This is a genomic window from Pseudophaeobacter sp. (genome assembly GCF_048267565.1).
In the GTDB taxonomy this organism is placed as follows: domain Bacteria; phylum Pseudomonadota; class Alphaproteobacteria; order Rhodobacterales; family Rhodobacteraceae; genus Pseudophaeobacter; species Pseudophaeobacter profundi.
Genome location: NZ_JBLWXG010000003.1, coordinates 154,684 through 180,241 on the forward strand (window position 1 = coordinate 154,684; position 25,558 = coordinate 180,241).

At 61.7% G+C, this 25,558-nt stretch carries 27 protein-coding genes; 14 read left to right on the forward strand and 13 right to left on the reverse strand.

Features of this window, described 5'->3' with window-relative positions; genetic code table 11:
- The first annotated feature begins 106 nt into the window (after window positions 1–106).
- Complete coding sequence (locus ACN0VH_RS09280; protein WP_278923276.1) at window positions 107–1,021, forward strand: protein-disulfide reductase DsbD domain-containing protein; 915 nt, start codon at window positions 107–109, stop codon at window positions 1,019–1,021.
- A 10-nt stretch (window positions 1,022–1,031) separates the two neighbouring features.
- Window positions 1,032–1,496, forward strand: a complete 465-nt coding sequence (locus tag ACN0VH_RS09285) for an NUDIX domain-containing protein (RefSeq protein ID WP_417700441.1) — start codon at window positions 1,032–1,034, stop codon at window positions 1,494–1,496.
- A 40-nt stretch (window positions 1,497–1,536) separates the two neighbouring features.
- Here the strand turns inward: ACN0VH_RS09285 and ACN0VH_RS09290 are convergent, their stop codons facing one another.
- The 4 genes from ACN0VH_RS09290 to ACN0VH_RS09305 all read right to left on the reverse strand — a co-directional run bounded on the left by ACN0VH_RS09290 (window position 1,537) and on the right by ACN0VH_RS09305 (window position 7,924).
- Window positions 1,537–4,941 carry an efflux RND transporter permease subunit gene (locus ACN0VH_RS09290; RefSeq protein WP_417700442.1) on the reverse strand — a complete coding sequence of 1,135 codons (3,405 nt, stop codon included), beginning with the start codon at window positions 4,939–4,941 and terminating at the stop codon, window positions 1,537–1,539.
- A 3-nt stretch (window positions 4,942–4,944) separates the two neighbouring features.
- Window positions 4,945–6,417, reverse strand: a complete 1,473-nt coding sequence (locus tag ACN0VH_RS09295; RefSeq protein WP_278923279.1) for an efflux RND transporter periplasmic adaptor subunit — start codon at window positions 6,415–6,417, stop codon at window positions 4,945–4,947.
- Window positions 6,418–6,533: 116 nt separating this feature from the next.
- Window positions 6,534–7,076 (reverse strand): molybdenum cofactor biosynthesis protein B, encoded by a 543-nt coding sequence (gene moaB, locus ACN0VH_RS09300; RefSeq protein WP_278923280.1) that lies wholly within the window; start codon window positions 7,074–7,076, stop codon window positions 6,534–6,536.
- Between the two features lie 47 nt (window positions 7,077–7,123).
- Window positions 7,124–7,924 (reverse strand): uracil-DNA glycosylase, encoded by an 801-nt coding sequence (locus tag ACN0VH_RS09305; protein ID WP_417700444.1) that lies wholly within the window; start codon window positions 7,922–7,924, stop codon window positions 7,124–7,126.
- 185 nt (window positions 7,925–8,109) lie between these two features.
- Here ACN0VH_RS09305 and ACN0VH_RS09310 point away from each other — a divergent pair, with 185 nt between their 5' ends.
- Genes ACN0VH_RS09310 through plsY form a run of 5 tightly spaced genes read left to right on the forward strand, consistent with a single transcriptional unit; the run spans window position 8,110 to window position 11,943 of the window.
- The gene (locus ACN0VH_RS09310) at window positions 8,110–9,093 is read left to right on the forward strand and encodes an aspartate carbamoyltransferase catalytic subunit (RefSeq protein WP_278923282.1); all 984 of its coding nucleotides are present in this window, start codon (window positions 8,110–8,112) and stop codon (window positions 9,091–9,093) included.
- Window positions 9,094–9,097: 4 nt separating this feature from the next.
- Window positions 9,098–9,634, forward strand: a complete 537-nt coding sequence (locus ACN0VH_RS09315) for a hypothetical protein (protein WP_278923283.1) — start codon at window positions 9,098–9,100, stop codon at window positions 9,632–9,634.
- A gap of 1 nt (window position 9,635) precedes the next feature.
- On the forward strand, window positions 9,636–10,031 hold the full coding sequence (locus ACN0VH_RS09320; protein WP_278923284.1) for a hypothetical protein: 396 nt from the start codon (window positions 9,636–9,638) through the stop codon (window positions 10,029–10,031).
- The gene (gene pyrC / locus ACN0VH_RS09325) at window positions 10,028–11,338 is read left to right on the forward strand and encodes a dihydroorotase (protein WP_417700445.1); all 1,311 of its coding nucleotides are present in this window, start codon (window positions 10,028–10,030) and stop codon (window positions 11,336–11,338) included. The genes ACN0VH_RS09320 and pyrC overlap by 4 nt, the downstream gene beginning before the upstream one ends.
- On the forward strand, window positions 11,338–11,943 hold the full coding sequence (gene plsY / locus ACN0VH_RS09330; protein WP_417700446.1) for a glycerol-3-phosphate 1-O-acyltransferase PlsY: 606 nt from the start codon (window positions 11,338–11,340) through the stop codon (window positions 11,941–11,943). The genes pyrC and plsY overlap by 1 nt, the downstream gene beginning before the upstream one ends.
- Before the next feature lie 100 nt (window positions 11,944–12,043).
- Here the strand turns inward: plsY and lfb1 are convergent, their stop codons facing one another.
- Window positions 12,044–12,406, reverse strand: coding sequence for an LIC10280 family protein (lfb1, locus tag ACN0VH_RS09335; protein WP_417700447.1), 363 nt, complete (start codon window positions 12,404–12,406; stop codon window positions 12,044–12,046).
- Between the two features lie 413 nt (window positions 12,407–12,819).
- Between lfb1 and ACN0VH_RS09340 the strand changes: the two genes are divergently transcribed.
- The gene (locus ACN0VH_RS09340; protein WP_278923288.1) at window positions 12,820–13,293 is read left to right on the forward strand and encodes a YHS domain-containing (seleno)protein; all 474 of its coding nucleotides are present in this window, start codon (window positions 12,820–12,822) and stop codon (window positions 13,291–13,293) included.
- Window positions 13,294–13,380: 87 nt separating this feature from the next.
- Here ACN0VH_RS09340 and ACN0VH_RS09345 read toward each other — a convergent pair whose 3' ends face one another.
- Window positions 13,381–13,638, reverse strand: a complete 258-nt coding sequence (locus tag ACN0VH_RS09345; RefSeq protein ID WP_417700448.1) for a hypothetical protein — start codon at window positions 13,636–13,638, stop codon at window positions 13,381–13,383.
- Between the two features lie 124 nt (window positions 13,639–13,762).
- On the opposite strand from ACN0VH_RS09345, the gene ACN0VH_RS09350 reads away from it, so the two are divergent.
- The 3 genes from ACN0VH_RS09350 to ACN0VH_RS09360 are packed head-to-tail and all read left to right on the forward strand — an operon-like array spanning window position 13,763 to window position 15,188.
- The gene (locus tag ACN0VH_RS09350; RefSeq protein WP_417700450.1) at window positions 13,763–14,299 is read left to right on the forward strand and encodes a GbsR/MarR family transcriptional regulator; all 537 of its coding nucleotides are present in this window, start codon (window positions 13,763–13,765) and stop codon (window positions 14,297–14,299) included.
- Between the two features lie 58 nt (window positions 14,300–14,357).
- The gene (locus tag ACN0VH_RS09355) at window positions 14,358–14,795 is read left to right on the forward strand and encodes a hypothetical protein (RefSeq protein WP_417700452.1); all 438 of its coding nucleotides are present in this window, start codon (window positions 14,358–14,360) and stop codon (window positions 14,793–14,795) included.
- An 18-nt stretch (window positions 14,796–14,813) separates the two neighbouring features.
- Window positions 14,814–15,188: a hypothetical protein gene (locus ACN0VH_RS09360; RefSeq protein ID WP_417700454.1), complete on the forward strand. Its 375-nt coding sequence runs from the start codon at window positions 14,814–14,816 to the stop codon at window positions 15,186–15,188.
- 58 nt (window positions 15,189–15,246) lie between these two features.
- Here ACN0VH_RS09360 and ACN0VH_RS09365 read toward each other — a convergent pair whose 3' ends face one another.
- The 3 genes from ACN0VH_RS09365 to ACN0VH_RS09375 all read right to left on the reverse strand — a co-directional run bounded on the left by ACN0VH_RS09365 (window position 15,247) and on the right by ACN0VH_RS09375 (window position 18,024).
- On the reverse strand, window positions 15,247–16,617 hold the full coding sequence (locus ACN0VH_RS09365; RefSeq protein WP_417700455.1) for a glutamate--cysteine ligase: 1,371 nt from the start codon (window positions 16,615–16,617) through the stop codon (window positions 15,247–15,249).
- A 64-nt stretch (window positions 16,618–16,681) separates the two neighbouring features.
- Window positions 16,682–17,209, reverse strand: coding sequence for a hypothetical protein (locus tag ACN0VH_RS09370; protein ID WP_278923294.1), 528 nt, complete (start codon window positions 17,207–17,209; stop codon window positions 16,682–16,684).
- A gap of 86 nt (window positions 17,210–17,295) precedes the next feature.
- Window positions 17,296–18,024 (reverse strand): 16S rRNA (uracil(1498)-N(3))-methyltransferase, encoded by a 729-nt coding sequence (locus tag ACN0VH_RS09375; RefSeq protein WP_417700456.1) that lies wholly within the window; start codon window positions 18,022–18,024, stop codon window positions 17,296–17,298.
- An 11-nt stretch (window positions 18,025–18,035) separates the two neighbouring features.
- Here ACN0VH_RS09375 and ubiA point away from each other — a divergent pair, with 11 nt between their 5' ends.
- Genes ubiA through ACN0VH_RS09390 form a run of 3 tightly spaced genes read left to right on the forward strand, consistent with a single transcriptional unit; the run spans window position 18,036 to window position 21,325 of the window.
- Complete coding sequence (gene ubiA, locus ACN0VH_RS09380; RefSeq protein ID WP_278923296.1) at window positions 18,036–18,998, forward strand: 4-hydroxybenzoate octaprenyltransferase; 963 nt, start codon at window positions 18,036–18,038, stop codon at window positions 18,996–18,998.
- A gap of 60 nt (window positions 18,999–19,058) precedes the next feature.
- Complete coding sequence (locus tag ACN0VH_RS09385) at window positions 19,059–21,011, forward strand: OmpA family protein (RefSeq protein WP_417700457.1); 1,953 nt, start codon at window positions 19,059–19,061, stop codon at window positions 21,009–21,011.
- Window positions 21,008–21,325 (forward strand): hypothetical protein, encoded by a 318-nt coding sequence (locus tag ACN0VH_RS09390; RefSeq protein WP_278923298.1) that lies wholly within the window; start codon window positions 21,008–21,010, stop codon window positions 21,323–21,325. Before ACN0VH_RS09385 ends, ACN0VH_RS09390 begins: the two co-directional genes overlap by 4 nt.
- Window positions 21,326–21,834: 509 nt before the next feature.
- On the opposite strand, the gene ACN0VH_RS09395 is transcribed toward ACN0VH_RS09390, so the two are convergent.
- The 4 genes from ACN0VH_RS09395 to uvrC all read right to left on the reverse strand — a co-directional run bounded on the left by ACN0VH_RS09395 (window position 21,835) and on the right by uvrC (window position 25,223).
- The gene (locus ACN0VH_RS09395) at window positions 21,835–22,281 is read right to left on the reverse strand and encodes a molybdenum cofactor biosynthesis protein MoaE (RefSeq protein ID WP_417700459.1); all 447 of its coding nucleotides are present in this window, start codon (window positions 22,279–22,281) and stop codon (window positions 21,835–21,837) included.
- 4 nt (window positions 22,282–22,285) lie between these two features.
- Complete coding sequence (moaD, locus tag ACN0VH_RS09400; protein ID WP_278923300.1) at window positions 22,286–22,531, reverse strand: molybdopterin converting factor subunit 1; 246 nt, start codon at window positions 22,529–22,531, stop codon at window positions 22,286–22,288.
- The gene (pgsA, locus tag ACN0VH_RS09405; RefSeq protein ID WP_417700460.1) at window positions 22,531–23,202 is read right to left on the reverse strand and encodes a CDP-diacylglycerol--glycerol-3-phosphate 3-phosphatidyltransferase; all 672 of its coding nucleotides are present in this window, start codon (window positions 23,200–23,202) and stop codon (window positions 22,531–22,533) included. The genes moaD and pgsA overlap by 1 nt, the downstream gene beginning before the upstream one ends.
- Before the next feature lie 143 nt (window positions 23,203–23,345).
- Window positions 23,346–25,223: an excinuclease ABC subunit UvrC gene (uvrC, locus tag ACN0VH_RS09410; RefSeq protein ID WP_417700461.1), complete on the reverse strand. Its 1,878-nt coding sequence runs from the start codon at window positions 25,221–25,223 to the stop codon at window positions 23,346–23,348.
- Between the last annotated feature and the right edge of the window lie 335 nt (window positions 25,224–25,558).

The following is a 25,558-nucleotide window of genomic DNA, read 5'->3' on the forward strand; positions in this document are numbered from 1 at the left end:
GGGCGCGCCGGGTGCAAGGGGCAGCGGGATATCACCCCGCCGCCCGCGTTCATAGGTGACCGGATCGTGACTTGGCTTTTTGTCGCCAAAGGCCCATCTATACCGCATGACAAAACCGCATCGCCCAAGCCCATCGCCCGCCCCTGATCTGGCCCGCCCTGAACAGCCCTACCGCCGTTCCTGGGCGCAGCTTCTGGTGCCCTCCCTTGCCTTGCTGGCGCTTTTGGGTGGGGTGGGTCTGACACCGCAGCCCGCGACGGCCCAAAGCGCGCCGACAAGCGACACCACGCATCTGGTGCAGATAGAGGTGCTGGATGGAGGGCTTACAGCGGATGGCCGCTATACCGGCGCTCTGCGCCTGACCCTGCGCGAGGGCTGGAAAACCTATTGGCGCAGCCCTGGCGAGGCCGGAATCCCGCCGCGCTTTACCTGGCGTGGGTCGCGCAATATCGGCGAAATGTCGATGACCTGGCCCGCACCGCAGGTGTTTTCCACCTCTGGCTACCAGACCATCGGCTATCACGACCAGCTGGTGCTGCCGATTGAAATCACCCCAGAACATGCAGGCCGCCCCGTACGGCTGAAAGGGCGGATGGAACTGGGGATCTGCAAGGATGTCTGTGTGCCATCCGAACTCAACTTTGATCATCAGCTGGATGCCAAGGCCGGGCGCAATACCGCCATTGTTGCCGCGCTTGCCAGTCGCCCCTATTCCGCCCGCGAAGCCGGGGTTGTGGCGGCGACGTGCCAGCTAAAGCCCTCGAAATACGGGATCCAAGTTGAGGCCCGGATTACCATGCCCAGCGCTGGCGGGACAGAAGTTGCGGTGATCGAACCAGGCTCTGCGCATCTCTATTCCGGGGGTACCCAGACCCGGCGCAGCGGCAAGACCCTGATCGCCACGGCAGAGCTGATGGCGGCAAAAACCGGCACCCTGCCTGCGGTGGATCGCTCGCGCCTGCGCATCACCGTATTAGGATCAAAACATGCCGTAGATATTACAGGCTGCACCGCAGGATGACCAAGACCGCATGACCAAAACAGGCGCTCCCCCTCCGCTTGCGATGCCCGTCGCGCCGCAAATACCGATTCTGGGTGCCATTGCAGTGGTCTACCATCAGGGCCGGGTGCTGCTGATCCAGCGTAAAAACCCGCCCAATGCCGGTGCCTGGGGCTTTCCCGGTGGCCATGTAGAACTGGGCGAAACCGCACTCGCGGCTGCCCGGCGCGAACTGGCCGAAGAAACCGGCATCCATGCCCGTCCGCTGGAATATCTCACCAATATTGATGTCATGCTGCACGATGCGCAGGGGCAGGTAGAAAAGCAATATCTGCTGACGGCCGTGCTCTGCGCCTATGAAAGCGGCACGGCGCAGGCTGCGGATGATGCGCTCGACGCCCGCTGGCTCGCCGTGGACAGTATCGAACAGCAGGGCTTGGCGCTGATTGAACAGGTCGCCGCAGTTGCCCGTCTGGCCCGCGCCAGATCTCTTTAACCCCACTGGCCTTGGGCCGCGTCTGGCTGGCGCGCAGGCCCTATACTTGGCGACGCAGGCGCATCCCATAGCCCAGCGCCGCAATCAGATAGGCCAGCACTGTCAGCACCGCGATGCCGCCAAGGGCCAGCAACAGCGCAGCCCGCAGCGGATCAAACGCCGCCAGCCCCGGCAGCAGATCCCGCAGGAGTGGCAGTATTGTTCCCCGAGCCATGGTCCAGCCCAGCGTCGCCGCCAGCCAGCCCACCTGAACAAAGCCGACAGCAAGCACCAACCAGTGCAGCCCCGCCTGCCTGCCGCCACGCAACGCCCGGCGCAGCGCCGTCAGGGGGCGCACCGCATCCTGCTGAATTGCAACCAGGGCAGGCACCACCAACAGAACCAGGAACATGCCAAAGCCCAAGCCAAAGACCAGAGTGATAACCGTCGGCTTCAGGAACTGTGCCTGCTGCGAGCTTTCATACATCAAAGGCGCCAGCCCCAGCACCGTTGTCAAAGTCGTCAACATCACCGGCCGCAACCGGTCCGCCGCCCCGTCAACGATTGACGGCACCAAGCCGCGGGTTTCGGCGTATTCATCAATGGTAGTGACCAGAACGATGGAATCATTGATGATAATCCCGGTCATGCCCAGCAAGCCAATCACGGTGAACATGCTTAACGGGACATCCCAGACGTAGTGGCCCCAGATGGTGCCCACCAAGCCAAAGGGGATGATCGCCATCACCACCAGCGGCCGGGTCCAGCTGGCAAAGATCCAGGCCAGCACCAGATAGATCCCCGCCAGACACAAAATCAGCCCGGTGCCGGCATCGCTAAGAAAATCGCTTTCCTGCTCGCTCAGCCCGCTGAGGCGCCATTCCACCTGCAGACGGCTGGCGATATCGGGCAGAATTTCTTCCTCCAGTGCCTTGGTGATCTCGGCGGCACGGGTCGGGTCGTCTTCGGAAATATCACCGGTGACGCTAATCACCCGAATGCCATTTTCCCGCCGCACCGTGGAAAACCCGGTGCGCTGCGTCACCGAGACGATATCGGCCAGCGGCACATAGATTCCACTGGGGGTGCGCATCAATGTGCGTTCCAGAAAATCCGCCGACAGCTCATCGCGGGGCAGTTCGACTCGTATTTCGGCACTGCGCGGCCCTTCTGGATAGGTCGCCGCCTCGATCCCGTTCAACCGCGCCCGCAGCGCCCGGCCCAGGCTGTCGATGGTAAAGTTCAACGCCTGGCCCTGCGGCGTCAGCTCCAGCACCACCTCTTCCTTGTCATAGGCAAGGTTGTCTTCAACCGCCGAGACCTCCGGATAGCGCAGCAGGGCGGTCTTCAGATCCTGTGATGCGCGCTTGAGCACCTGCACATCAGCGCCGTAGAACTGCACATCCAACGCATCGCCCCCCGGCCCAGACCGCCAGCTACGGAAGGAGACCGTTTCCACCAGCGGGTGATGCACCACCTCTTCCTGCAACGCCGCCACATAGGCAAAGCTGGAATACTCGGGGCGCAGATCCGCGTCGATCAGTTCAATCGAGAGGCCCCCCAGAAGATCTGTATCCTTCGCCTCAACCCCCGACAGGCCGCGCCCCGCATTGCCGCCGACCTCGGCGATGACAAAATTCACCGGATCAACGCCACCGTAGCGGCTGGCAAACGCAGCGCCCGTGGCCGCCGCCGCGCGCTGCATTTCCTGCATCATTGCAACGGTATCGGCACGGGTTGCCCCCTCGACCATGGCAAAGTTGCCGGTGACCGAACCACGCTCTGGCGCGTTAAAGAACCGCCACTGCACCTCGTTGCTGATGAACAGCGCCATCTGGCTGGCCAGAATGGTCACCGCGCCGGCCAGCACCACATAGCGCGCGCGCACCACCAGGGCCATCAGCCGACGGAACAGATGATCGCGCACCCAGCGAAAGCCGCGATTGACGATCCGGTTGGGCCAGTCGTACCAATGTTGCTTTTGCGCATGGGTCAGCGCATGCGCCATGTGATGCGGCAGGATCAAGAAGCATTCTGCCAATGACGCCGCCAGAACCGCAATCACCGTAAAGGGAATATCGCGGATCAGATCGCCAAAACGGCCGCCAATCGCCGTCAGCCCAAAGAACGCGATGATGGTGGTCAGCGTCGCGGCGAAGACGGGCATGGCCATGCGCCGGGCGGCGTTTTCTGCCGCCTGCATCGGGTCTTCACCCAGACGGCGCACGCGAAAATCGGCGTGTTCGCCCACCACGATGGCATCATCCACCACAATCCCAAGCGTGATGATCAGACCAAACAGGCTGATCATGTTGATGGTGATGCCCGCAGCATACATCAGCGCCACGGCGGCAAACATCGCCGCCGGAATGCCCGCGGCCACCCAAAAGGCAATACGGCTGTTCAGGAACAGGAACAGCAGCGCCACCACCAGCGCCAGCCCCATCAAGCCATTGTCGATCAGAATATCCAATCGGTCGGAAATCCGTTCTGCGCGAGTGCGGATCAGCTCTGCCGTGACCCCCTGCGGAAGGGTGCGTTGCAGCGCATCCACCACCTGTTGCACCTTGGCCTGAATAGCGATGGCATTGCCCATGTCGGCGCGGTCCACCCGGATCGACATCGCGGGATTGTCACCGACAAAATAGGATCGCTTGCGATCCACCCCTTCGCGGGTGATCTGTGCCAGATCGCCGATGGTCAGCACCGATCCATCAGCATTGTTGCGCAGCACGATGCCCGCTATTTCTTCGGGGCTACGCTTTTCGCTACCGGTGCGCACCCGCGTATTGGCCCCCGTAACATCACCCGCCGGGTCAGCATCAACCTCGGCAGCGATGGCATCGGCGATCTCGCTCATGGAGATGTCATGGGTGATCAGGCTGGACGAAGGCACCTCGACCAGGGTGCGGGGCGCGGCCAGGCCGCGAATGGTTGTCCGGGTAACGCCGACCTCAAACAGCCGCACCACCAGTTCATCCGCAAAGAGCCCCAGCTGACCGGCCGCAAGCGGCCCCGAGATCACCACATCTGTCACCCGGTCACGCCAGGCACCACGCCGCACCGTGGGGTCGTCGGCATCCTCGGGCAGGGTGGTGATGGCATCCACCGCCGATTGCACATCATCCGCCGCCCGCGCCATATCCCAGCCCGGTTCAAAATCCAGCAGGATAGAGGCAGATCCCTCGCGCGAGGTCGCGGTGCTTTCCTCGACGCCATCCACCGCCAGAAGCGCCGGTTCCAGCGCCTGCACAATGGCACCATCCACATCTTCTGGGCCGGCCCCTTCCCAGGTGACACCGACGGTGACATTTTCAACAATTACATCGGGGAAAAACTGCGCCCGCATATTGGGGATGGCGGCTGCCCCCAGCAGCAACAGCACCACCAGAAACAGATTGGCCGCAGTGCGGTGGCGGGTGAAATAGCTTAGCAGGCCGCCAGCAGGGCGCGACAGATCACGCATGGATCAGCCCCCCATCCGCGATTCGATCCTGTTGACCAGCGCGCTTGGCACCTGCTCCTTGGCCAGTGCCGCCAGCATCCGTTGCTTATCGGCAGCGGGCAGCTGGTCGCTGCCTTCAATGGCCAGAACAAGCGCGGCGCGGCGTTCATCAGACAGCTTGATCATGTCCGGCGCCTGACGGGGCGCCTGGGTGGTTTCAAGCGCCGCCCCCTGACGCAGGGGCCGCACCCGAATGCCGGCCCCCAAGAGCGGCGTGCGCCCGACCACCACCTGACGCCCGGCAAGGCCCGCGCCCTGGATCAACACATCGTCGCCCTGACGGCGCAGCAATTCAACCGGCAGCGCTTCCAGTCGCTCATCGGGCCCCAGCACAAGAACGGTGCCATCTGCCCCCAGCGCCGAAGAGGGCACCCGCGCCACCGCCGCGATGGGCGGTTCGCTAACCTTCACAGTGACAAAATCCCCCGGCTTGAAACCCGGCGCATTGGCCAGGCTGGCATAGAGCAGACGCCCGGTCTGCCCATCCCCCGCCGCGCCACTGGCGCGTGACAATTGGCCCACGGCCTCTAGCCCCGCACCCGCCGCATCCAGCGTGACGCGCACCGGGGCCTGCAACAGCGCACCTTCTGCGTCCAGCAGCCGGGCATATTGCAGGGTAGAAACCCGAAAAGAGACCTCCAACAGATCCGCATCTACCAGCTCTGCCAATTTTTCATTCACCGTGACCAGCCGCCCCTCGACCAGTGTGACCGCCTGCAAAATAGCGTCGAAACCCGCCCGCAGGGTGGTGTCTGCCAGATCGCGTTGGGCCGTCTCCAGGGCGATCTGGGCGCGCGCCACACGAGTGGCAGCCTGATCAACGCGCGCCTCGGCCTGACTGACGGCCTGGCGACGCGAAATCACCGTCTGACGGGCCTGAACTGCGGTCAGCTCGGCGGCCTCTACCGCGGCTGTGGTGCCGACACCGCGGTCTTGCAGATCCAGCTGCCGCTGGTGGGCGCGCGCACGCAGCTGTGCCTGGTCCTGGGTGGCTTCCAGCTCATCATTGGCGAGGATCAGGTCACGCCCCGCATCCCGTTCCTCGGCGCGCGCATCCAGCATATCGGTCTTGGCCTGATCCAATGCCGCCTGCGCATCCGAGGGATCGATCTGTATCAGCACCTCACCGGCACGCACCCGGCCCCCTTCGACAAAGCGTTCTGACAGTTGGATGACCCGCCCGCCCTGGGCGCTACGCAGTTCCAGGCGGCGGCGGCTGTCGATGCGGCCAAAAGCGGTCAGCTCGGGGGTGACCTCTTGCAGGTCTGCCGTCACCAGATTCACCGCAAAGATCCGTTCCCGCGCCGGGGGGGTATGCGGCTCGGCGCCCATGCGCTGTTGCACCGCAGAGACCACCATCTGCCCGGCATAAAGCACCAAGGCCGCCGTCACCGCCGTCAGAAACAACCCCATCAAACTATGCCGCAAAAAGCGCATGCCTATTTCCCCTTGGTGGCGGCAGATCACTCTGGCTACCGTTTTCATTCTACCTGATCGGACGCTTACCGTATCGCTGGCCACATGAGGTGCCTATGACCAAACGCAGCAGCGCGCTACTTCCGTCGTTGGGTTTCGCTCAAACGGGGCATTATTTCCACAAAATTGCAGGGCCGGTGGCGATAATCCAACTGAAACGCCAAAATTTCATCCCAACCATCCTTGCAGGCACCGGGGCTGCCCGGCAGCGCAAACAGATAGGTCCCGCCCGCGACACCACCCGTCGCACGCGACTGCACCGCAGAGGTGCCGATCTTTTTCATAGACACAATGGTAAAGACCGTGCCGAAGGCCTCGATCTCTTTTTCATAGACATCCCTGTGCGCCTCTACCGTGACATCGCGACCGGTCAATCCGGTGCCACCGGTAGAGATTACCACATCGACACCGGGATCGGCGATCCAGGCGCGCAGCTGGGCGGCGATTTCGCTGCGTTCATCGGCCAGGATCTTGCGATCCGCCAACAGATGCCCCGCCGCCTGCAGACGATCCACCAGCACCTGACCAGAACGGTCCTCGGCCAGGCTGCGACTGTCCGAGACGGTCAGGATGGCTATGCGGACCGGAATAAAGTCCAGGGTTTCGTCGATACGTGACATCTTGGCCCTCTTGTGTGTTGCGACACGCGTCATGCGGTACGCAGCGGCTAGCCCTGTTCAGCACTGGCCAGACGCGCCTTCAGTTCCAATAGATCTGCCCAGGCGCTGGATTTCAACGCCGGTTGGCCCAGAAGGGCGGTTGGGTGCTGCATCGGCAGCACCATCTTGCCCCAGGCCTGCCCCCACTGCCCCCGCAGCCGCGAGATGCCGCGTTTGCCCAGAACGGCCTGACAGCTGGTATTGCCCATCAGCAGCAGAATCTCCGGCTGCGCCAATTCGACATGACGCTGCAGAAACGGCACCATCATCGCAACCTCATCACCAGAGGGATCCCGCCCCTGCGGTGGCCGCCAGGGCAGCACATTGGCCAGATAGACCGTCTTGTCGCGCCCCAGATCGATGGCGGCCAGCATCCGGTCCAGCAAATCGCCCGCCGGACCCGCAAAGGGGCGGCCGGCGCGGTCTTCTTCGCGATCGGGGGCCTCGGCAATGATCATCACCCGCGCGCCGGGCTGGCCATCGGCAAAGACCAGATTGCGGGCGCCGCGCTTCAAATCGCAGTGAGGGAAATCCGCCAGCGCCACCCGCAGCGCCGCCAGGTCCGGCGCGGCCCGGGCGCAGCTCCGCGCCACCGCAACCGGGTCTACCGGTTTGGGCTTAGGCGGCAGCGGCGGCGGGCTGCCGGGCTTTTGTGTCTCACCTGCACGGCCGGTGTTTGGGGCCTTGGCGGCCGGGGCGGCCAGCTCATAGCGGTTGACGGGCGTCTCGCACAGCGCCTCGGTGGCGCCAAGCTCCACCTGCCACTCCAATAGCGCTTTTGCGCTCCAATAATCTATTGCCGATTCCATGGCCCAAGCTACCCCGCCAAGCGGGTGAGCGGAACACCCCTAATGCAGGCAGGTGCAGCCGCAGTGACGCAGCCGGACCTGCGGTGATTTGGCCGGGGGTAGCCACAATCAAACCCGCCTATCGACCTTGCCCCAAAAGGCCTTGCTGCCTATAAGGTGCGACAAACAGAGCGGAGCCTGCCCAGATGTCTTCCCCCACCTCTCCCCCCCTCTCTCCTACCGGTTTTGGCCACCGCCATCTTTTGGGGATCGAGCCGCTCAAACCGCATGAGATCACCGCAATTCTGGATCTCGCCGACAGCTATGTCGATCTGAACCGCCGCCCCGAGAAACACTCGGACGCCTTGGCGGGTCTCACCCAGATCAACATGTTCTTTGAAAACTCCACCCGCACCCAGGCGAGCTTTGAGATTGCCGGCAAACGTCTGGGCGCGGATGTGATGAATATGGCGATGCAGGCCTCGTCGATCAAAAAGGGCGAGACCCTGATTGATACCGCGATGACGCTGAACGCCATGCACCCCGATCTGCTGGTGGTGCGCCATCCCCATTCCGGCGCGGTGGACCTGCTGGCGCAAAAGGTCAACTGCGCGGTGCTGAACGCCGGCGACGGACGCCACGAGCACCCAACCCAGGCGCTGCTGGATGCCCTGACGATACGGCGCGCCAAGGGCCGCCTGCACCGGCTCAATATCGCCATCTGCGGCGATGTCGCCCATAGCCGTGTGGCGCGCTCTAACCTGATCCTGCTGGGCAAGATGGAAAACCGCATCCGCCTGATTGGCCCGCCAACCCTGGTGCCTGGCCAGTTCGCTGAATTTGGCGCTGAAATCTACGACGACATGCGCGAAGGTCTGAAAGACGTCGATGTGGTAATGATGCTGCGCCTGCAAAAAGAGCGGATGGACGGCGGGTTCATCCCATCAGAACGCGAATATTTCCACCGCTACGGGCTGGACGCCGAAAAACTGTCGCATGCCAAACCCGATGCCATTGTCATGCATCCCGGCCCGATGAACCGCGGTGTTGAAATTGACGGCACCCTGGCGGATGACATCAACCGCTCGGTCATTCAGGAACAGGTGGAAATGGGCGTTGCCGTCCGCATGGCCGCAATGGATCTTTTGGCCCAGAACCTGCGCGCCGAGCGCAGCGCCACCGCCGACTGACGCCATGCAGACTGCGCTGCATATCCCCGCCTCCGAGCGCGGCGTGATCCGGGTCTTCGACCTGCAGATGCCCCCCGAACAGGCCCGGTTTCTGCGCGAACCCGGTGCGCTGGCGCAGGTGCTGGGGATTGCCGAAATTGACCTGACGCATGTGGAAATCTTCCCGGTCTCTGATCTCGAAGAGCTTGGCCTGCCCGGATATCTGACCCAGGGCTGCGGCGTGCCGCAGGCCGAGGTCGCGCCGGATCTGGCGGCGCTGCGGGCGCTGTCCGGCTATGTGCTGCTGCTGCGCTCGCGGGCTTTTGGCGGCACGGCCACCCGGCTGACCCCGGCAGATCAAATCCGCCTTGTGGCCTGCTATGGCGAACCGGAAACCCAATGGAGCGCCCCGCCGATGCCCCCGCCCGACAGCAGCAAGCCCTATTCTGCCGCCAAACCACCGCCGCGGGCCGCCCGCGATCAGGCCCGGCGCATTGGGGCCAGCTTCTTTGCCGTGGTGATGGGCCTGATTGTGCTGATCCTCTATGTTCTGGTGTTCTGAAATGAATGTGATCGAATTCAACCCCAACCGCAGCGCCTATGTCACCGCCCATGCCTGGATGGCCGCAATTGCCATGGTGGCCGGAATGGTGATCCTCTGGGCCGTTGGCAATCCCCATGTCTGGACCGGAGCCATCGGCGGGCTTGGCGCCATCGGCCTGCGGGGCTGGTATATGATGAGCGAGGAACTGGCGGTTACCTGGCGGGTTGAGAACAGGGTGCTGACTGGCCCTGCCGAACGCCGGGTGCCGCTGGATCAGATCGAAACGATCAAGACCATGGGATCCTATGTGCAGGTCATCACCAAGGGCGGCGACAAGCACCTGATCAAATATCAATCGTCGCCCAGCACCACCGTCGCTGCCCTACATCACGCCATCGAAAGGCCGGTTGCATGACCCTTCTTTTTATCAACGCCCGCCTGATTGATCCCGAAGCCGGCACCGACAGCCTTGGCGCGCTGCTGGTTCAGGACGGTACCATTACCGAAGTCCTGCCTGCGGGCACGGAGCCCGGGCAACTGTTTCGTGCGCGAAACATTGACACCAACAGTATCGAAATCATCGACTGTGATGGCAAATGCCTTGCGCCCGGCATTGTTGATATCGGCGTCAAGGTCTGCGAACCGGGCGAGCGCCACAAGGAAAGCTACAAGACCGCGGGCCTCGCGGCGGCGGCTGGCGGGGTCACCACCATCGTCACCCGCCCCGATACCGCCCCCGCCATCGACAGCCCGGAAACGCTGGAGTTTGTCACCCGCCGCGCCCAGGCGGATGCCCCGGTGCATGTGCTGCCCATGGCGGCGCTGACCAAGGGGCGCGACGGGCGCGAGATGACCGAAATCGGTTTTCTGATGGATGCCGGCGCGGTGGCCTTTTCCGATTGCGACCATGTGGTGAGCAACACCAAGGTGTTTTCGCGCGCGCTGACCTATGCGCGCTCTTGCGGGGCGCTGGTGATTGCCCATCCGCAGGAACCGCTGCTCAGCGCCGGGGCTGCGGCCACCTCGGGCAAGTTCGCGGCGCTGCGCGGGCTGCCTGCGGTGTCGCCGATGGCAGAACGTATGGGGCTTGATCGTGACATTGCGCTGCTGGAAATGACCGGGGCCAAATACCATGCCGACCAGATCACCACCGCCCGCGCCCTGCCCGCGCTGGAACGGGCCAAGGCAAACGGGCTGGACATCACCGCAGGCACCTCGATCCACCATCTGACCCTGAACGAGCTGGACGTGGCGGACTATCGCACCTTTTTCAAGGTAAAGCCGCCCCTGCGCAGCGAGGACGACCGGCTGGCGGTGGCCGAGGCGGTGCGCAGCGGGCTGATTGACACGATCTCCTCGATGCACACGCCGCAGGATGAAGAAAGCAAACGCCTGCCCTTTGAAGAGGCGGCGGCAGGGGCCGTGGCGCTGGAGACATTGCTTCCGGCTGCGATGCGGCTCTATCATGCGGATCTTTTGGACCTGCCCACCCTGTTCCGGGCCCTTGCCCTGAACCCGGCCAAACGGCTTGGCCTGGCCTCTGGGCGGCTGGCGGCCGGGGCTCCGGCCGATCTGGTGCTGTTTGATCCGGACATGCCCTTTGTGATGGATCGGTTCCAGTTGAAGTCAAAATCGCAAAATACCCCCTATGATGGCCAGCGCATGCAGGGCAGGGTGCTGGCAACCTATGTCACCGGTGCGCCGGTATACCGGAGAGACTGATGCCCCTGATTGAAAGTGCCGCCGCCATCCTGATGCTCTGGGCCGTGATTGGCTATCTCTTGGGGTCGATCCCCTTTGGGCTGGTGCTGACGCGCGCCATGGGGCTGGGCAATCTGCGCGAGATCGGTTCGGGCAATATCGGCACCACCAATGTGCTGCGCACCGGCAGCAAAGCCGCCGCGGCGGCGACATTGTTCCTGGATGGCGGCAAGGGCGCGGCGGCAGTGCTATTGGCCCGTGCTTTGGCCGGCGAGGATGCGGCGCAGCTGGCCGGGCTGATGGCCTTTGTCGGACATTGTTTCCCAGTCTGGCTAAAATTCAAGGGTGGCAAAGGAGTCGCAACTTTTCTCGGGTTGATGCTTGCCCTGGCCTGGCCGGTGGGCATTGCCTGCTGCCTGAGCTGGGTTGCGGCAGCGGCGGTCAGCCGGATTTCATCGCTCAGTGCCTTGGTCGCCGCACTGGCTGCCCCGATCTGGGCCTACCTGTTGCACTATCAATCCAGCATGGCACTGGCAGTCCTGCTGGCGGTGATCGTCTTTTGGCGCCATAGCGCCAATATCACCCGGCTGCGCACAGGCATGGAACCCCGCATTGGTCAAAAGTGACTGCCCCCTGCGGCCCGCCCCCTGAAACGGTCAGAGGCCGCTCGCAGAAAACCGACGCGCATCGGCCCCGGCAGGCGCGGGGGTCACTGGCCTGTGGACGTCACGGGATAAGCCGCTCCAGACCACGGCCATTGGCCCAGGTACCGTGCAACTCGCCACTGGGCATGCGCAGATAAACCACCGGGTATTTCTGCCCCCAATCGATCCAGATCACATCACCGTTGCGACTGCCCTTGCCCGTATAGCGCTGATTGGCCACCTGCCATTCCACAACCAGCGCCTCGGCAGTGCCGCTTATCTGCACCCTGCCGCTGTAGGCGCTGCCATCGGGATTGCGCCCCTCGGCGCGGTAGCTGCCTGTAACGCTTTGGGCGCGCGCCAAATCGGGCCAAGACAGCAGAGAGAGCGTCAAGAGCACGGACAGGCCGCCCATAACACTGCGTCGGGTAGATAGATGTGCCATGCTTCGTTCTCCTGTTTGGATAAGTCTTCGTCTGCAAGCATTGGTTTTGCCCGCCCTACTGCCGGGAATTGGGATCCTTCCCGCGCCGCCCTTACTACGGTATCGGTCACGCAAAATATCGTCCTGTCATACTGTAATAAGTAATATTTTCAGCAACTTCCCTTGCGCCAGCGACCGCACAATTTTGCACCTCATCACATCGTGATTGGCAATTGTGTGCATTACTGCACATCCCCTTTGGGCAAGCGCGCAATCAAAAACAGTTTGATTGAACGTGAACAGGGCCTGCGCCACATCGGGGTGGTGACAGCCAGACTGCAAAGCCCACAGCGGACTGGTCAGCACGGATAGTGATGAAACATCGGTCCCGGGCAGGATGACAGCCCCGGCACGATATGGAAAGGAAAAGACCCATGAACACATTCAAAACTCTGCTGGGCGGCGTGGCGCTTTCGGTTGCAATGGCCACTTCTGCCCTGGCCGCTGGCGTCGAGATCAACGCCTCTTCGACCGGGCTTGCGCTGCAGGGCTATGACCCCGTAGCCTATTTCACCGACGGTGCCCCAACAAAGGGAAGCTATAAAATCACAACTGTATTTGACGACGCAACATACCGCTTTGCCTCGGAAGAGCACAAAGCCCAGTTTGAGGCCAACCCCGAAGCCTATCTGCCCGCCTATGGCGGATACTGCGCCTTTGGCACCGCCATGGGGTTCAAGTTCGATGGCGACCCAACATATTGGAAAATCGTCGACAACACGCTGTATCTGAACCTGTCCAAGGACATTCAGACCCGTTGGGAAGGCAATATCCCAGGCTTTGTTGAAGATGCTGATGGCCATTGGGAAAACATCGCGGATGTAGAGCCCGCAGCGCTGCAGCAGTAAGCCAGTCTCAGCTTCTTCCTGAGCTGCTGTGAATTCAACAACCGGCGGAGCCAGCAGGTTTCGCCGGTTGTTACTATGGGTATTAGCCTACCGCTTCGCTAGCTCTTCAATAGCCTCAGCCGTGCGCTTGGTGTTGTGATATACTCCCAGAAAGAGATACATCATCCCCCCCATGAAAATGGCGTAGATGGACCCCATCACCAGGATGCCCAGGGCTGGCAACAGGCCGCCGTTTGGCGCAGGGGCCAGAAAGGCAGCGGCGCTGCCGACCAGGACACCGATACAGAGCAGGATAACAAAGACCCCAACCAGTTTTTCAAATAGTCCAATAAATGTATCGCGCATTTTATCCTCCCAGTTTCAAAGGCCACATTTGTCGCGCCTCTGCTGTGTCCTGACAAGGAAATTATCTTGACACTGACTAATTTTCATGAATTTCTGTCATTACAGAAATTACAGGATATTCGAAATGAACCTCACCCCCGCTATGCAGAACTTTATCCTCCACTGGGGGGAGATGGGCTCCAAATGGGGGGTCAACCGCTCGGTGGCGCAGATCCATGCGCTGCTGCATATCTCCCCCGATGCCATGACGGCGGATGACATTTGCGAGACGCTGAACCTGGCGCGGTCAAACGTCTCTAACGGGTTGAAAGAACTGCAATCCCAGGGGCTGGTCAAAGCCTCGCGGCAATTGGGCGACCGGCGGGATCACTTTACCTCGATCCGCGACATGTTTGATCTGGTTGATGCGGTGATTGCCGCCCGGCGTGAACGTGAATTTGCCCCGACCCTGCGCGCCCTGGATGCGGTGATGCAAGAGGCCGAAACCGATAAGACCCCCGCCGTGGTCAAGGCCCGCATGGGCGAGACCCTGCGGGTGATGCAGATGTTTGACGACTGGTATGTCGATTTTGCCCGCCTGCCCCGATCCGTGCATCTGGCAGTGCTGAAGCTGGGCGCCAAGCTGGTGCGCTTCCTGCCTGGTGGCAAACCCAAGGACTAAACCCTTTTACAGCAACACACACCTACATCAGGAAAAAACTTACACAGGGATTTCTCAAATGACAGAAATGAATGTAATCCCAAGCCTGCCCTTTTGGAAGGCCATCTCAACACGGCATCTGGTTGATCCGACAGCATTTGCCCTTGCCATGGCTGGCGGCCCAATTCTTGTTGGCGTTCTCGGCGCGCCGCTGCTGCTTGTCCCGTCTTTTGCCGTGGTGTTTGGTGGCCCGCTCTATCTGGCCCTGGGTATCCCGGTGATGCTGTTTTACATGTCTCGGAACACGGTGACGCCAGCAGCCTGGGCCGGGCTGGCCTTTGTGGCCAATTTGGTCCTATTTCTGCCGATCATTATGGTCGCTGTTTTGACTGGCGGCAGCCACGATGGCCCCAGTCTGTTTCTCTTTCTTGGCAGTATCTTTGCGCCCCTTTGGGGCCTGGCCAGTGGCTTTATATATGGCCACTTCGAACGCGATTTTTACAAACAAACCATCTGACTTTGGAAGGATCACATCATGCTTTTCCACATCAGCCTTTATATCGGCCTCAGCCTGCTCATGGTCACCGCCATGGTGCTCATGATCCTGAAGATTGGCAAACTGCTGGGGGATTGCCCCGCCTCCGGTCGCGCCGCCAGGGCTGCGTCGGTCACGATTGCCACCGGCTATGGGATGATCGGACTTGGCGGCGTCGCTCTGATTGGCGCGGCAAGCGCCCTACTGGACATGGGGGCCATCGGCCTGCTGCCCAGCCTGGGGCTGGCGGCGCTCTGCCTGGGGCTGGGCTTTGGCCATGCCATCGCCACCCTGCGGGCCGTTATTCGTGACAGCCTGTCACCGCACCGCCCACCCAACGCGCCCACAGGCGATGCGGTTTCCGGCGCCGCATGAACACCACGAGCAAGAAAAAGGGGCGTCTCAGCGGCGCCCCCTTTTTATCTCTTTGCCTTTAGTAGCTGTAGTCGGCGTAGATCCGGGTCAGATCGCCGCCCCAGTCACCGTGATAGCGCTCCAGCAACTCATCCGCCGGCACTTTGCCACTGTCCAGGCTGTCTTTCAGCGCGTTGAGGAAATGGGTCTCATCGGGCACCAAGCCACCAGCCCCCGGACGGGCGCGGTTTTTCAGGCCAGAATCGGAAATCGCTACCACTTCGCGGGCCAGGTCATGCATCTTGATGCCGTTCACCTCGGCTTGCAGCGCATCGCGGGACGCCGCAACCCGCAGCCCTTCGCGGGTCTCGGCGTCCCAGTCCTTGACCAGATCCCAGGCCGCATCCAGCGCGTTCTGGTCATAGGTCAAGCCCACCCAGAAGGCCGGCAGCGCACAAAGACGCCGCCAGGGGCCGCCGTCGGCACCGCGCATCTCCATGTATTTCTTGATCCGCGCCTCGGGAAAGGCGGTGGTCAAATGGTCCGCCCAATCCGACAGGGTGGGGATTACACCAGGCAGGGCCGGCAGTTTCCCCTGCAGGAAATCGCGGAAAGACATGCCAAGCGCATTGATGTATTCGCCGTCGCGGTAGACAAAATACATCGGCACATCCAGCGCATATTGCACATAGGATTCAAAGCCAAAACCTTCGTCAAAGACAAAGGGCAACATGCCGGTGCGGCTGTCGTCCAGATGCCGCCAGATCTTGCTGCGCCAGGATTTGTGGCCATTGGGCTTACCCTCAAAGAAGGGCGAATTGGCAAACAGTGCGGTGGCCACCGGCTGCAGCGCCAGGGCAACGCGCAGTTTCTGCACCATGTCTGCCTCGGAGCCAAAGTCGATATTGACCTGCACCGTGGTGGTACGGCGCATCATGTCGCGCCCCATGGTGCCGACCTTGGCCATGTAATCATTCATCAGCCGATAGCGCCCCTTGGGCATCAGCGGCATTTCATCGTGGGTCCAGATCGGGGCGGCACCCAGACCGATAAAGCCAACGCCGATCTTGTCGGAAATGTCTTTGACCTCGCGCAGGTGGGTGTTCACCTCGTCGCAGGTCTCGTGGATGGTTTCCAGTGGGGCACCAGACAGTTCCAGCGCGCCGCCGGGTTCCAGGCTGACATTGGCCCCGTCTTTTTCCAACCCGATCAGATTGCCGCCTTCGGTGACCTCGGACCAGCCATAGCTGTCGCGCAGCCCCTGCAGCACCGCCACGATAGAGCGCTCGCCCTCAAAGGGCAGCGGTTTGAGCGTATCCTTGCAATAGCCGAACTTTTCATGCTCGGTCCCGATGCGCCAGGCATCGCGGGGTTTGCAGCCGCTGGCCAGGTATTCGGCCAATTGTTCGTGGCGCTCGATGGGTCCGCCGCCGGACTGGGGAATGGACATGCCGGGCACTCCGTCCTGTAGGGTTATCTTGGGAAATCAGTGGTGAGCGGAATCAATGCCGGTGTCAATGCAGCCTTTGGTGCGCAGGACGCGATGGGCTGCGCTCCCAGATCACGACCTGGTGAGAACCGCTGCGGCGCAGCTCGCTGAGCATCCGTTCGGTGCGCAGGCCCGGAAGCGCGGCAAAAACGTCAAACAGGGCCTCGTTTCCTTCGGCATTGACCGGAATTTCCAAAGGCCCCTGCCCGTCTTGTTCCAGCACCCAATGCGGCGGTTTGGCCGTATGATCCAGCCGCAACCGCTGCAGTTCAGAGGTGGCAACAGCGCCCCCGGTGAGCGGGCCAAAATAGGCGATCTGACCCTCGTCCACCCGCACCACACCGGGGCCACCAGCCCCAAGACGAAAGCGCAGCCGCTGCGCGCCAATCACGGCAATCACCAGGCCCACCGTCACCAAGGCCCAGCCCGTGGCCGCCGTCACCCCATAGGAGGTAAAGGCCCATTTCAGCCCCACCAGCAGCATCAGCGCCGCCACGATCAATTCACGCCAGCGCCACAACGCTTCGCGGGCCTCGGGCCGAATGAAACTCATCTGCTTTCTCCCATCAGGGGCATCTTTTGCAAGCTCATGTTGGTACGGCGCTGATCTGGCGAAGCGCCAGGCCGCCTGTCTTCAGTTTATTGCCAATCTCCAAGCGTTTGCTGCCACAGGGTCATGGCCGCCACGGCGGCGGTATCCGCGCGCAGGATGCGCGGGCCCAGGCTGACAACATGCGCCTGTTCCATCGCGTGCAGGCGGCTGCGTTCCTTGTCAGAAAATCCGCCCTCGGGGCCAATCACAATCGCCCAGGGCGCGTCTTTGTGATCCTGCGCGGCCAGCTGCAGCGCATTGCCCACCTCCGCCTCGTCGCAGAACATCAGCTGGCGATCAGCGGGCCAGTCATCCAACAGGCGCGACAGTTTCTGCAACTCGCCGACCTCTGGCACATAGGTGCCGCCGCATTGCTCGGCAGCCTCAACCGCGTGGGCCTGTAGCCGGTCCTGACGGATCCGTTCCGAATTGGTGAAATCAGTTCCCACCGGCAGGATGCGCGCGGCCCCCATCTCGGCAGCCTTTTCCACGATGAAATCGGTGCGTGCCTTTTTGATCGGGGCAAAGATCAGCCACAGATCCGGCGGCATCTGCAATGGTTTGCTTTGTTCAAGACAGATCAGCACGCCGGTACGTTTCCCCGCCTCTGCCACCTCGGCCTGCCATTCGCCATCACGGCCGTTGAACAGCGCCACAGCCCCGCCCGGACGCAGCCGCATCACCCCAAAGAGGTAATGCGCCTGTTCCTTCTCCAGAGGAATGGATTGCCCTGCCCCCAAGGGGTGCTCTACATACAGTCTGATTTTTGCACTCATGAGGCCTACATATGCAAGGTGACGCGCCAAAACCAGATGGGCAGGTCGCAGATGCGGTCAAAGACAACTGGGTTGATCAATTTGCACCAACCTGGAGCCGCCCCTACCTGCGGCTAAGCCGGGCGGACAGACCCATTGGTACCTGGCTTCTGCTGATCCCCTGCTGGTGGGGGCTGACGCTGGCGATCCTCTGGGATGGCGCGCCGCGCTGGGAAGACGCCTGGATCGCCCTGGCCTGCGCCCTTGGGGCCTGGCTGATGCGCGGCGCGGGCTGCACCTGGAATGACATCACTGATCGCAATATCGACGGCGCGGTAGAACGCACCCGCTCACGCCCGATCCCATCGGGACAGGTGACGGTGCGCGGCGCGGTCTTCTGGATGGTGACGCAGGCGTTGCTGTCCTTTTGCATTTTGCTGACCTTCAATCAGATGGCGATCTCGATGGGGATTCTGGCACTGCTGCCGGTGGCGATCTATCCCTTTGCCAAACGCTTTACCTGGTGGCCGCAGGTATTCCTGGGGCTGGCCTTCAACTGGGGCGCGCTTTTGGCCTGGACGGCCCATACCGGCGCGCTGCACTGGCCTGCGGTGTTTCTGTATCTCGCCGGGATCAGCTGGACCCTGTTTTACGACACGATCTATGCCCATCAGGACACCGAGGATGACGCGCTGATCGGGGTGAAATCCACCGCCCGGCTGTTTGGCGACGACACCCCAGCCTGGCTGCGCCGCTTTATTGTCGGCACCGTCAGCCTGATGGCGCTGGCGATCATTCTTGCCCTCGATCTGGAGCAGCACTACTGGACCCTGGGGTTGGCCCTGGTTGGGCCATGGGCCATGGGCTGGCATATGACCTGGCAATTACGGGTTTTTGACGCCTCGAACAACCAGCGCCTGTTGCAGATGTTTCGGCTCAACCGCGATACCGGCTTGATTCCGCTTATATTCTTTATCCTTGCCATGTTCACCTGATTGAACCGCCGGGCTTGGGGATATAAACAAGGAGCAGTTTTTCCGGGGAATAGCCAATTTATGCGCCTGTCATCGCTTTTGATCCCGACCCTGACCTTTGCCGCAGCAGCTGGTATCAGCCTTGTTGCCGCCAGTTTTGCCGTAACTGCGGTAGAACAAAACAGCGAAACCAGCCTGCGCCGCGCCCTGGATGACGGTGATATGGGCTGGGCCGAGGTCACCTCTGACGGCTTGCGGGTTCTCCTGCAGGGCACCGCCCCGGACGAGGCCACACGCTTTGCGGCGCTGTCGCTGGCGGGGGGCATTGTCGATGCCTCACGGGTGATCGACGAGATGTCCGTCACCCCCTCAAAGGGGATCGCGCCACCACGCTTTTCAGCGGAAATTCTGCGCAATCACAGTGGCATATCCATAATCGGCCTGATCCCGACCTCTTCCTCTCGCACCGATCTGGTGAAACAGCTGGACGGGCTGAGCGAAGCAGGCCAGGTTGCCGATCTGCTGGAAACCGCCGAATACCCGGTCCCCAAGGGCTGGGAGGCTGCGCTGCGCTATGCCATCGCCGCGCTGGAGATGCTACCGCGGGCAAAGATTTCGGTTGATGCCGAACGCATCAAGATCACCACCATGGCGGAATCTGCCGCCGCCAAAGGCATGCTGCAGGACCAGTTGACCCGGCTGGCCCCACCAGAGCTGCATCTGGTACTGGACATCACCGCCGCCCGGCCGGTCATCACGCCCTTTACCCTGCGCTTCTTGATCGACGAGGGCGGCGCCCACTTTGACGCCTGCTCTGCCGAAAGCGCCGAGAGCCGCGCCTATATCCTGAGTGCGGCCCGCGCCGCCGGGTTAGAGGGGCGGGCGGACTGTGTCATCGGCATGGGGGTGCCCTCACCCAACTGGTCGCGCGCCAGCGCGCTTAGTATCGCCAGCCTGGCGGCCCTGGGCCAGGGCACCGTCACAATCGCCAATGCCGATATTACCCTGGTCGCCGCCGAAGCCACCCCACCTGCCCTGTTCGACAAAGTGGTCGGAGAGCTGGAAAACGCCCTTCCCGAAGTCTTTGCCCTACACGCGGTGCTGCCAACGCCCAGCAGCGATGCCAGCGCCGGACCGCCGGAATTCACCGCCACCCTCAGCCCCGAGGGGCAGGTGCAGCTGCGCGGGCGTATCAATGATGAGATGTCGCGCGACATCGCCAGCAGCTATGCGCAGGCGCGCTTTGGCTCTGATGCGGTACATACCGCCACCCGCGTGGTCGCGGATCTGCCCAGCGACTGGCCAGTGCGGGTTCTCGCCGGGCTAGAGGCCCTGTCACATCTGGAGCGCGGCGCAGTCACTGTCACCCCTGACAACCTGCAACTGCGCGGTATGAGCCACCAGGAAGATACCCTTGCCGTGGTCTCGGGGTTTCTAGCGGAAAAGCTGGGAGAGGCCGAAAGCTACGAGCTGGCCCTAACCTATGAAGAGCCACCAATCCCCGAGGACCAGCCGCTGCCAGCCGAACTCTGCGCCGCACAGTTGGCGGGGGCGCAGGCCAGTTCTGGCAAGATCGGCTTTGAACCCGGCTCTGCCACCGTCGCGGCCGGCAGCAGCCTCGTGCTGGATCATATCTCTACCATTCTGGAACGCTGCGGTCCGGTACGGCTGGAAATTCAAGGCCATACTGACAGTCAGGGCCGTGAGGAGATGAACCAGACGCTAAGCCAAGCGCGGGCGCAGTCAATCCTCAACGAATTGCGTGCCCGGCGCATTCGCACCTCTGCCTTTGTTGCCAGCGGCTATGGTGAAAGCCAGCCCATTGCCACGAACGACACCGAAGAGGGCCGCGAGGCCAACCGCCGCATCGAATTCCGCCTGATCCTGCCGGAAACCAACGCCGAGGGGGAAACCACCCTCGAAGGGGCCGCTGCCACAGATGACCAGGCGGACACCGGCGACACCCAAGACACCGCCGCCGATCAGGATAGCAGCCCCCCCAGCAACACCGAACAGGAGACCTCAGGACAATGAACAGAGCAGAGTTCATCCTCACCACCGCAATCATCCTGTTTGCCGCCTTTGCCCTGGGCTGGTTTGCAAACTGGCTGGTCCACCGCTTTACCCGCGTGCGTCAAAGCGACGTCGCCGATCTGGACCGGATGAGCCAAGAGCTGCACGAGGCCGAGGAAACCCGCGATCAGGCGATCACCTATCTGCAACAGCGCGAGGCAGAGCTGACCAACCAGCTAACCCAAACCGAAGCGGAACTGCGCGCTGCCATGGACGGTCTGCGCGATGCCCGCCGTGAGGCCGAGGAAATGCGCGGCCAGTTGCACCGGGATTGACCTGGGCAGCGGGCAGCGCCAAACCGCCAGCCCCTTTTCTGGCCAACCGGATACACAGTCCCGCAAACGGGCAGACACCAGCTGCCACCCTACGCGACTGCTCTGCGCCCCGCGCAGAGCCGGGCCCAACTGAGCAGCCATATTCTATGAATATGGCGCAACAGGCGGGAGCCCCCGCTGCCTTGGCTGCTCCGCGCATGGCATGCCATGCGCGGCACAACATATACCGTCTTGAAATATACCGTCTTGAAAGCCTTTCGGCACCGCACCCCCGGTGGTTTACCAGTATGACCGGCCAATATGACCGACCAGCCTGCGTGACCGACCAGCGTGACCCGTTCGCCGCCGCCAGTGGACAGGCCACCAGAAGATGTCACACCAATCCGAGCAGCGGTTTTGCGCATCTCAAATATGCAAAATCAAATGGGCAGAGCCAGCCTTGGGGCTGCAAATGAACGCGTCACGCTCCAGGCGTCTGGTTTGTCGGTCGCCTGATCCCCACCCGCTGCTTACCAGCGCGTCAGGGCATCTTCGTCATCAGCCTTGGCCGCGACCCATTCAGATGCCCCATCCTGCAGGATTTCCTTTTTCCAGAACGGCGCACGCGATTTCAGGTAGTCCATCATATATTCCGCCGCCTCGAAGGCATCCCTACGGTGACGGGCTGCGGTGGCCACCATCATGATCTGCGCGCCAGGCTTCAGGCGTCCATAGCGGTGGATGACCAGCACATCTGCCAGGGACCAGCGGGCCTCGGCCTCGGCAGCGATCTTTTCCAATGCCGTTTGCGTCATCCCCGGATAGTGCTCGATCTCCATCGCGACCAGACCTCCACCCTCGATATCGCGGACCACCCCGGTAAAGGTCACAATGGCCCCGGCACCAGAACAGCCTGCGGCAAAGTCATTGCTCTGCGCGCCCGGATCAAACCCAGCCTCCTGCACCCGCACCTGCATCCGATCAGCCCCCCGTCATCGGCGGAAAGAAGGCCACTTCGCGCACGCCGACAAGCGGCGCGTCAAAATCGGACAGCTCTTGATCCAGCGCCACCCGCAGCGCCGACAGATCGGCAAAGGCAGCGGCGTAGCGCTCTTCGCGCCCGCTCAGCTCTGTCACCAGATCGGCAACTGTTGCGGCGCTGGTTTCTACCTCTTCACGAGCCAGGCCGATGCGCTCGCGCACCCAGGCAAAATAAACGATATCCATCAGCGGCTCTCCTTCAGATGTGGCAGCGCCTTGCGCATGTAATCCGCACCGGTGATCAGGGTCAAAGCCGCCGCAATCCACAAGAGCCACAGCCCGATCCGCCCGGTCCAGAACATGCCTTCCAGCTTCCAGCGCAACCCGTGCACATCCTCGACCTGACCATTCAGGATCTGTTCGATCAAGGCCTGATCCATCCCAAGGGAGGACATCGCCAGATAATGTTCAAAAACCCCCTGCGAAAACAGCGTGGCAATCGCCACCATCTGCGCCGTTGTTTTCCACTTGGCCAGCTGGGTGACCTTCAGCGTCCCCGCCGTATCGCCCAGGAATTCTCGCAGGCCGGACACAAAAACCTCGCGGAACAGAATCACGGTCGCCGGCAGCACCAGCCAGGGGGTCCAGTGTTCGTCAGCATAGCCCACCAGGATCATCAATGCGATCACCACCATGGCCTTGTCGGCGATGGGGTCCAGCATTGCCCCCATCTTGGTTTCCTGTTTCCAGGCACGGGCCAGGTAGCCATCAAACCAATCGGTGACGGCCGCCCCCACAAACAGGATCAGGGCAAACCAATCCGCCAGCGGACGGGAAAAGTAGAGAAACATAACGGCGAGACCGGGAGCCGCCAGCAGGCGCACCAGGGTCAGGATATTGGGCAGGGTCCATTTCATGCGGCGGACCCTACAATGCGCCCTGCAAACATAAAAGACGCATAAGACACTTTCGGTTTCAGAATGCTGTGACTCACGCGCACATGTGCAACGCATCGGGGCCGACCAGGGGGGCCACCCATTCCTGGCCTGGGGCGCGCTTGCTATTTTCCACTGTGGAAATGATCATAGATCCGCTCTGCCAGGGCGAGGGAAATACCATCGACCGCTTTCAGGTCCGGTAAATCGGCACGGCTGACAGCCTTGGCACTGCCAAAATGCGCCAGCAGGGCGCGCTTGCGGCTAGCGCCAACGCCGGGGACTTCATCCAGGGGCGTGGCACCGACGGCCTTGGCGCGTTTGGCCCGATGGGTGCCGATGGCAAAGCGGTGCGCCTCATCGCGCATCCGCTGGACAAAATACAGAACCGGGTCATTGCGCTGCAGCGCAAAGGCGGCCTCGCCCAGGCGGTGGAATTCCTCTTTGCCGTGATCGCGATCAACCCCCTTGGCGACCCCCACCATGGGAATATCCTGCACCCCGTGTTCGGCCATGATCTCTGCCACCGCAGAAACCTGCCCGGCGCCGCCATCGATCAGCAAAAGATCCGGCCACATGCCCTTTTCACGATCGGGATCTTCCTTCTTCAGGCGCGAAAACCGTCGGTTCAGCACCTCTTTCATCATGCCAAAGTCATCCCCCGGCACCAGATCGTCACCGCGAATGTTGAATTTGCGATAGGCGTTTTTCATAAAGCCCTCGGGCCCGGCAACAATCATGCCGCCCACCGCATTGGTGCCCTGAATATGCGAGTTGTCGTAGACCTCGATCCGCTGCGGCGGCGCCTTCAGGCCAAAGGCATCGGCCAGCCCTTTCAGCAGCCGGGTCTGCGTCGCGCTTTCGGCCATGCGCCGCGCCAGGCTTTCGCGGGCATTACGCACGGCCCCGGCGACCAGCTCGGTCTTTTCACCGCGCAGTGGCACCAACAGTTCAACCCGGCGTCCGGCCTTGCCGCTCAGCGCTTCCCCCATCAGATCGGTATTTTCGATGGCATCCGACAGGATCAGCTGCCGGGGCGGTTCCTTGTTGTCATAGAACTGGCCAAGAAAGGCCTCCATGACCTCGGCCGCCGACATGTCGGCCTCAACGCGGGGATAGAAATCCTGATTGCCCCAGTTCTGATTGGCGCGAATGAAGAACACCTGCACACAGGCCTGGCCGCCTTCCATATGCAGGCCGATGATATCGGCCTCGGCAACGCCGCGCGGGTTGATGCCCTGCACCGATTGCACTTGGGTCAGCGCCTTGATGCGATCGCGCAGCGCGGCCGCACGTTCAAACTCCATCGCCTCAGAGGCCTTCATCATCTCTTCGCCCAGCTCCTCCTGGATCTTGGTCGATCGCCCCGCGAGAAAGCGTTCGGCATCGCGCACCGCCAGGGCATAGTCTTCCTGCGAGATCTCGCCGGTGCAGGGGGCTGAACAGCGTTTGATCTGATATTGCAGGCAGGGGCGGGTGCGGCTTTCAAACATCGCATTGGAACAATCGCGCAGCAAAAACGCCTTTTGCAGCTGGTTGAGCGTCCGGTTCACCGCGCCAGCACTGGCAAAGGGGCCAAAATAACTGCCCTTCTGTTTGCGCGCGCCGCGATGCTTCTTGAGCTGGGCAAAGGCGTGATCCTTGGCCACCAGAATATTGGGGAAGCTTTTGTCGTCGCGCAGCAGCACGTTGTATTTGGGCTTCAGCTGCTTGATCAGGTTCTGCTCCAGCAGCAGCGCCTCGGTTTCTGTCCGGGTGGTAAGAAACATCATGGTCGCGGTCAGCGCGATCATCCGTTCAATCCGCGGCGAATTCCCCGGTCGGGTATAATTCGATACCCGCGCCCTGAGATTGCGCGCCTTGCCGACATAGAGCACCCGGCTTTCGCTATCCAGCATGCGATAAACCCCCGGAGAGGCATCCAGCATTTTGACATAGTCCTGGATGACGCCGTAGCCGGTTCTGGGCTGTTCTACAGTGGGCTCTGATCTGTCGTCTGTCATGCTGTTAGTCATATGATTCCCGGCGCCGCGCTGCAATGACTGCCAGACAATTTCAAGAGTTGAACAAATCCACGACACCTGTGGATAAGGCTGAAGATATCTTTGGGCTATCCGCGCTTTTCCCTTATTTCAGGCCAGGTTTTGACGGATGCTTAATTATTGGGCAAATGTATAAAGTGCTGTAATATAACGATATATTTTATAAGCTCTTTCAAGTTTTTGAATTCAAAGACTCTTTTGTAACGAATCTGTGACTACCATGACCTAGGTGCACAACTTTTCTGGGGTCAATCCAAATAACAGCTAAATCGGGCAAGGCATTATCCAAGCACCAT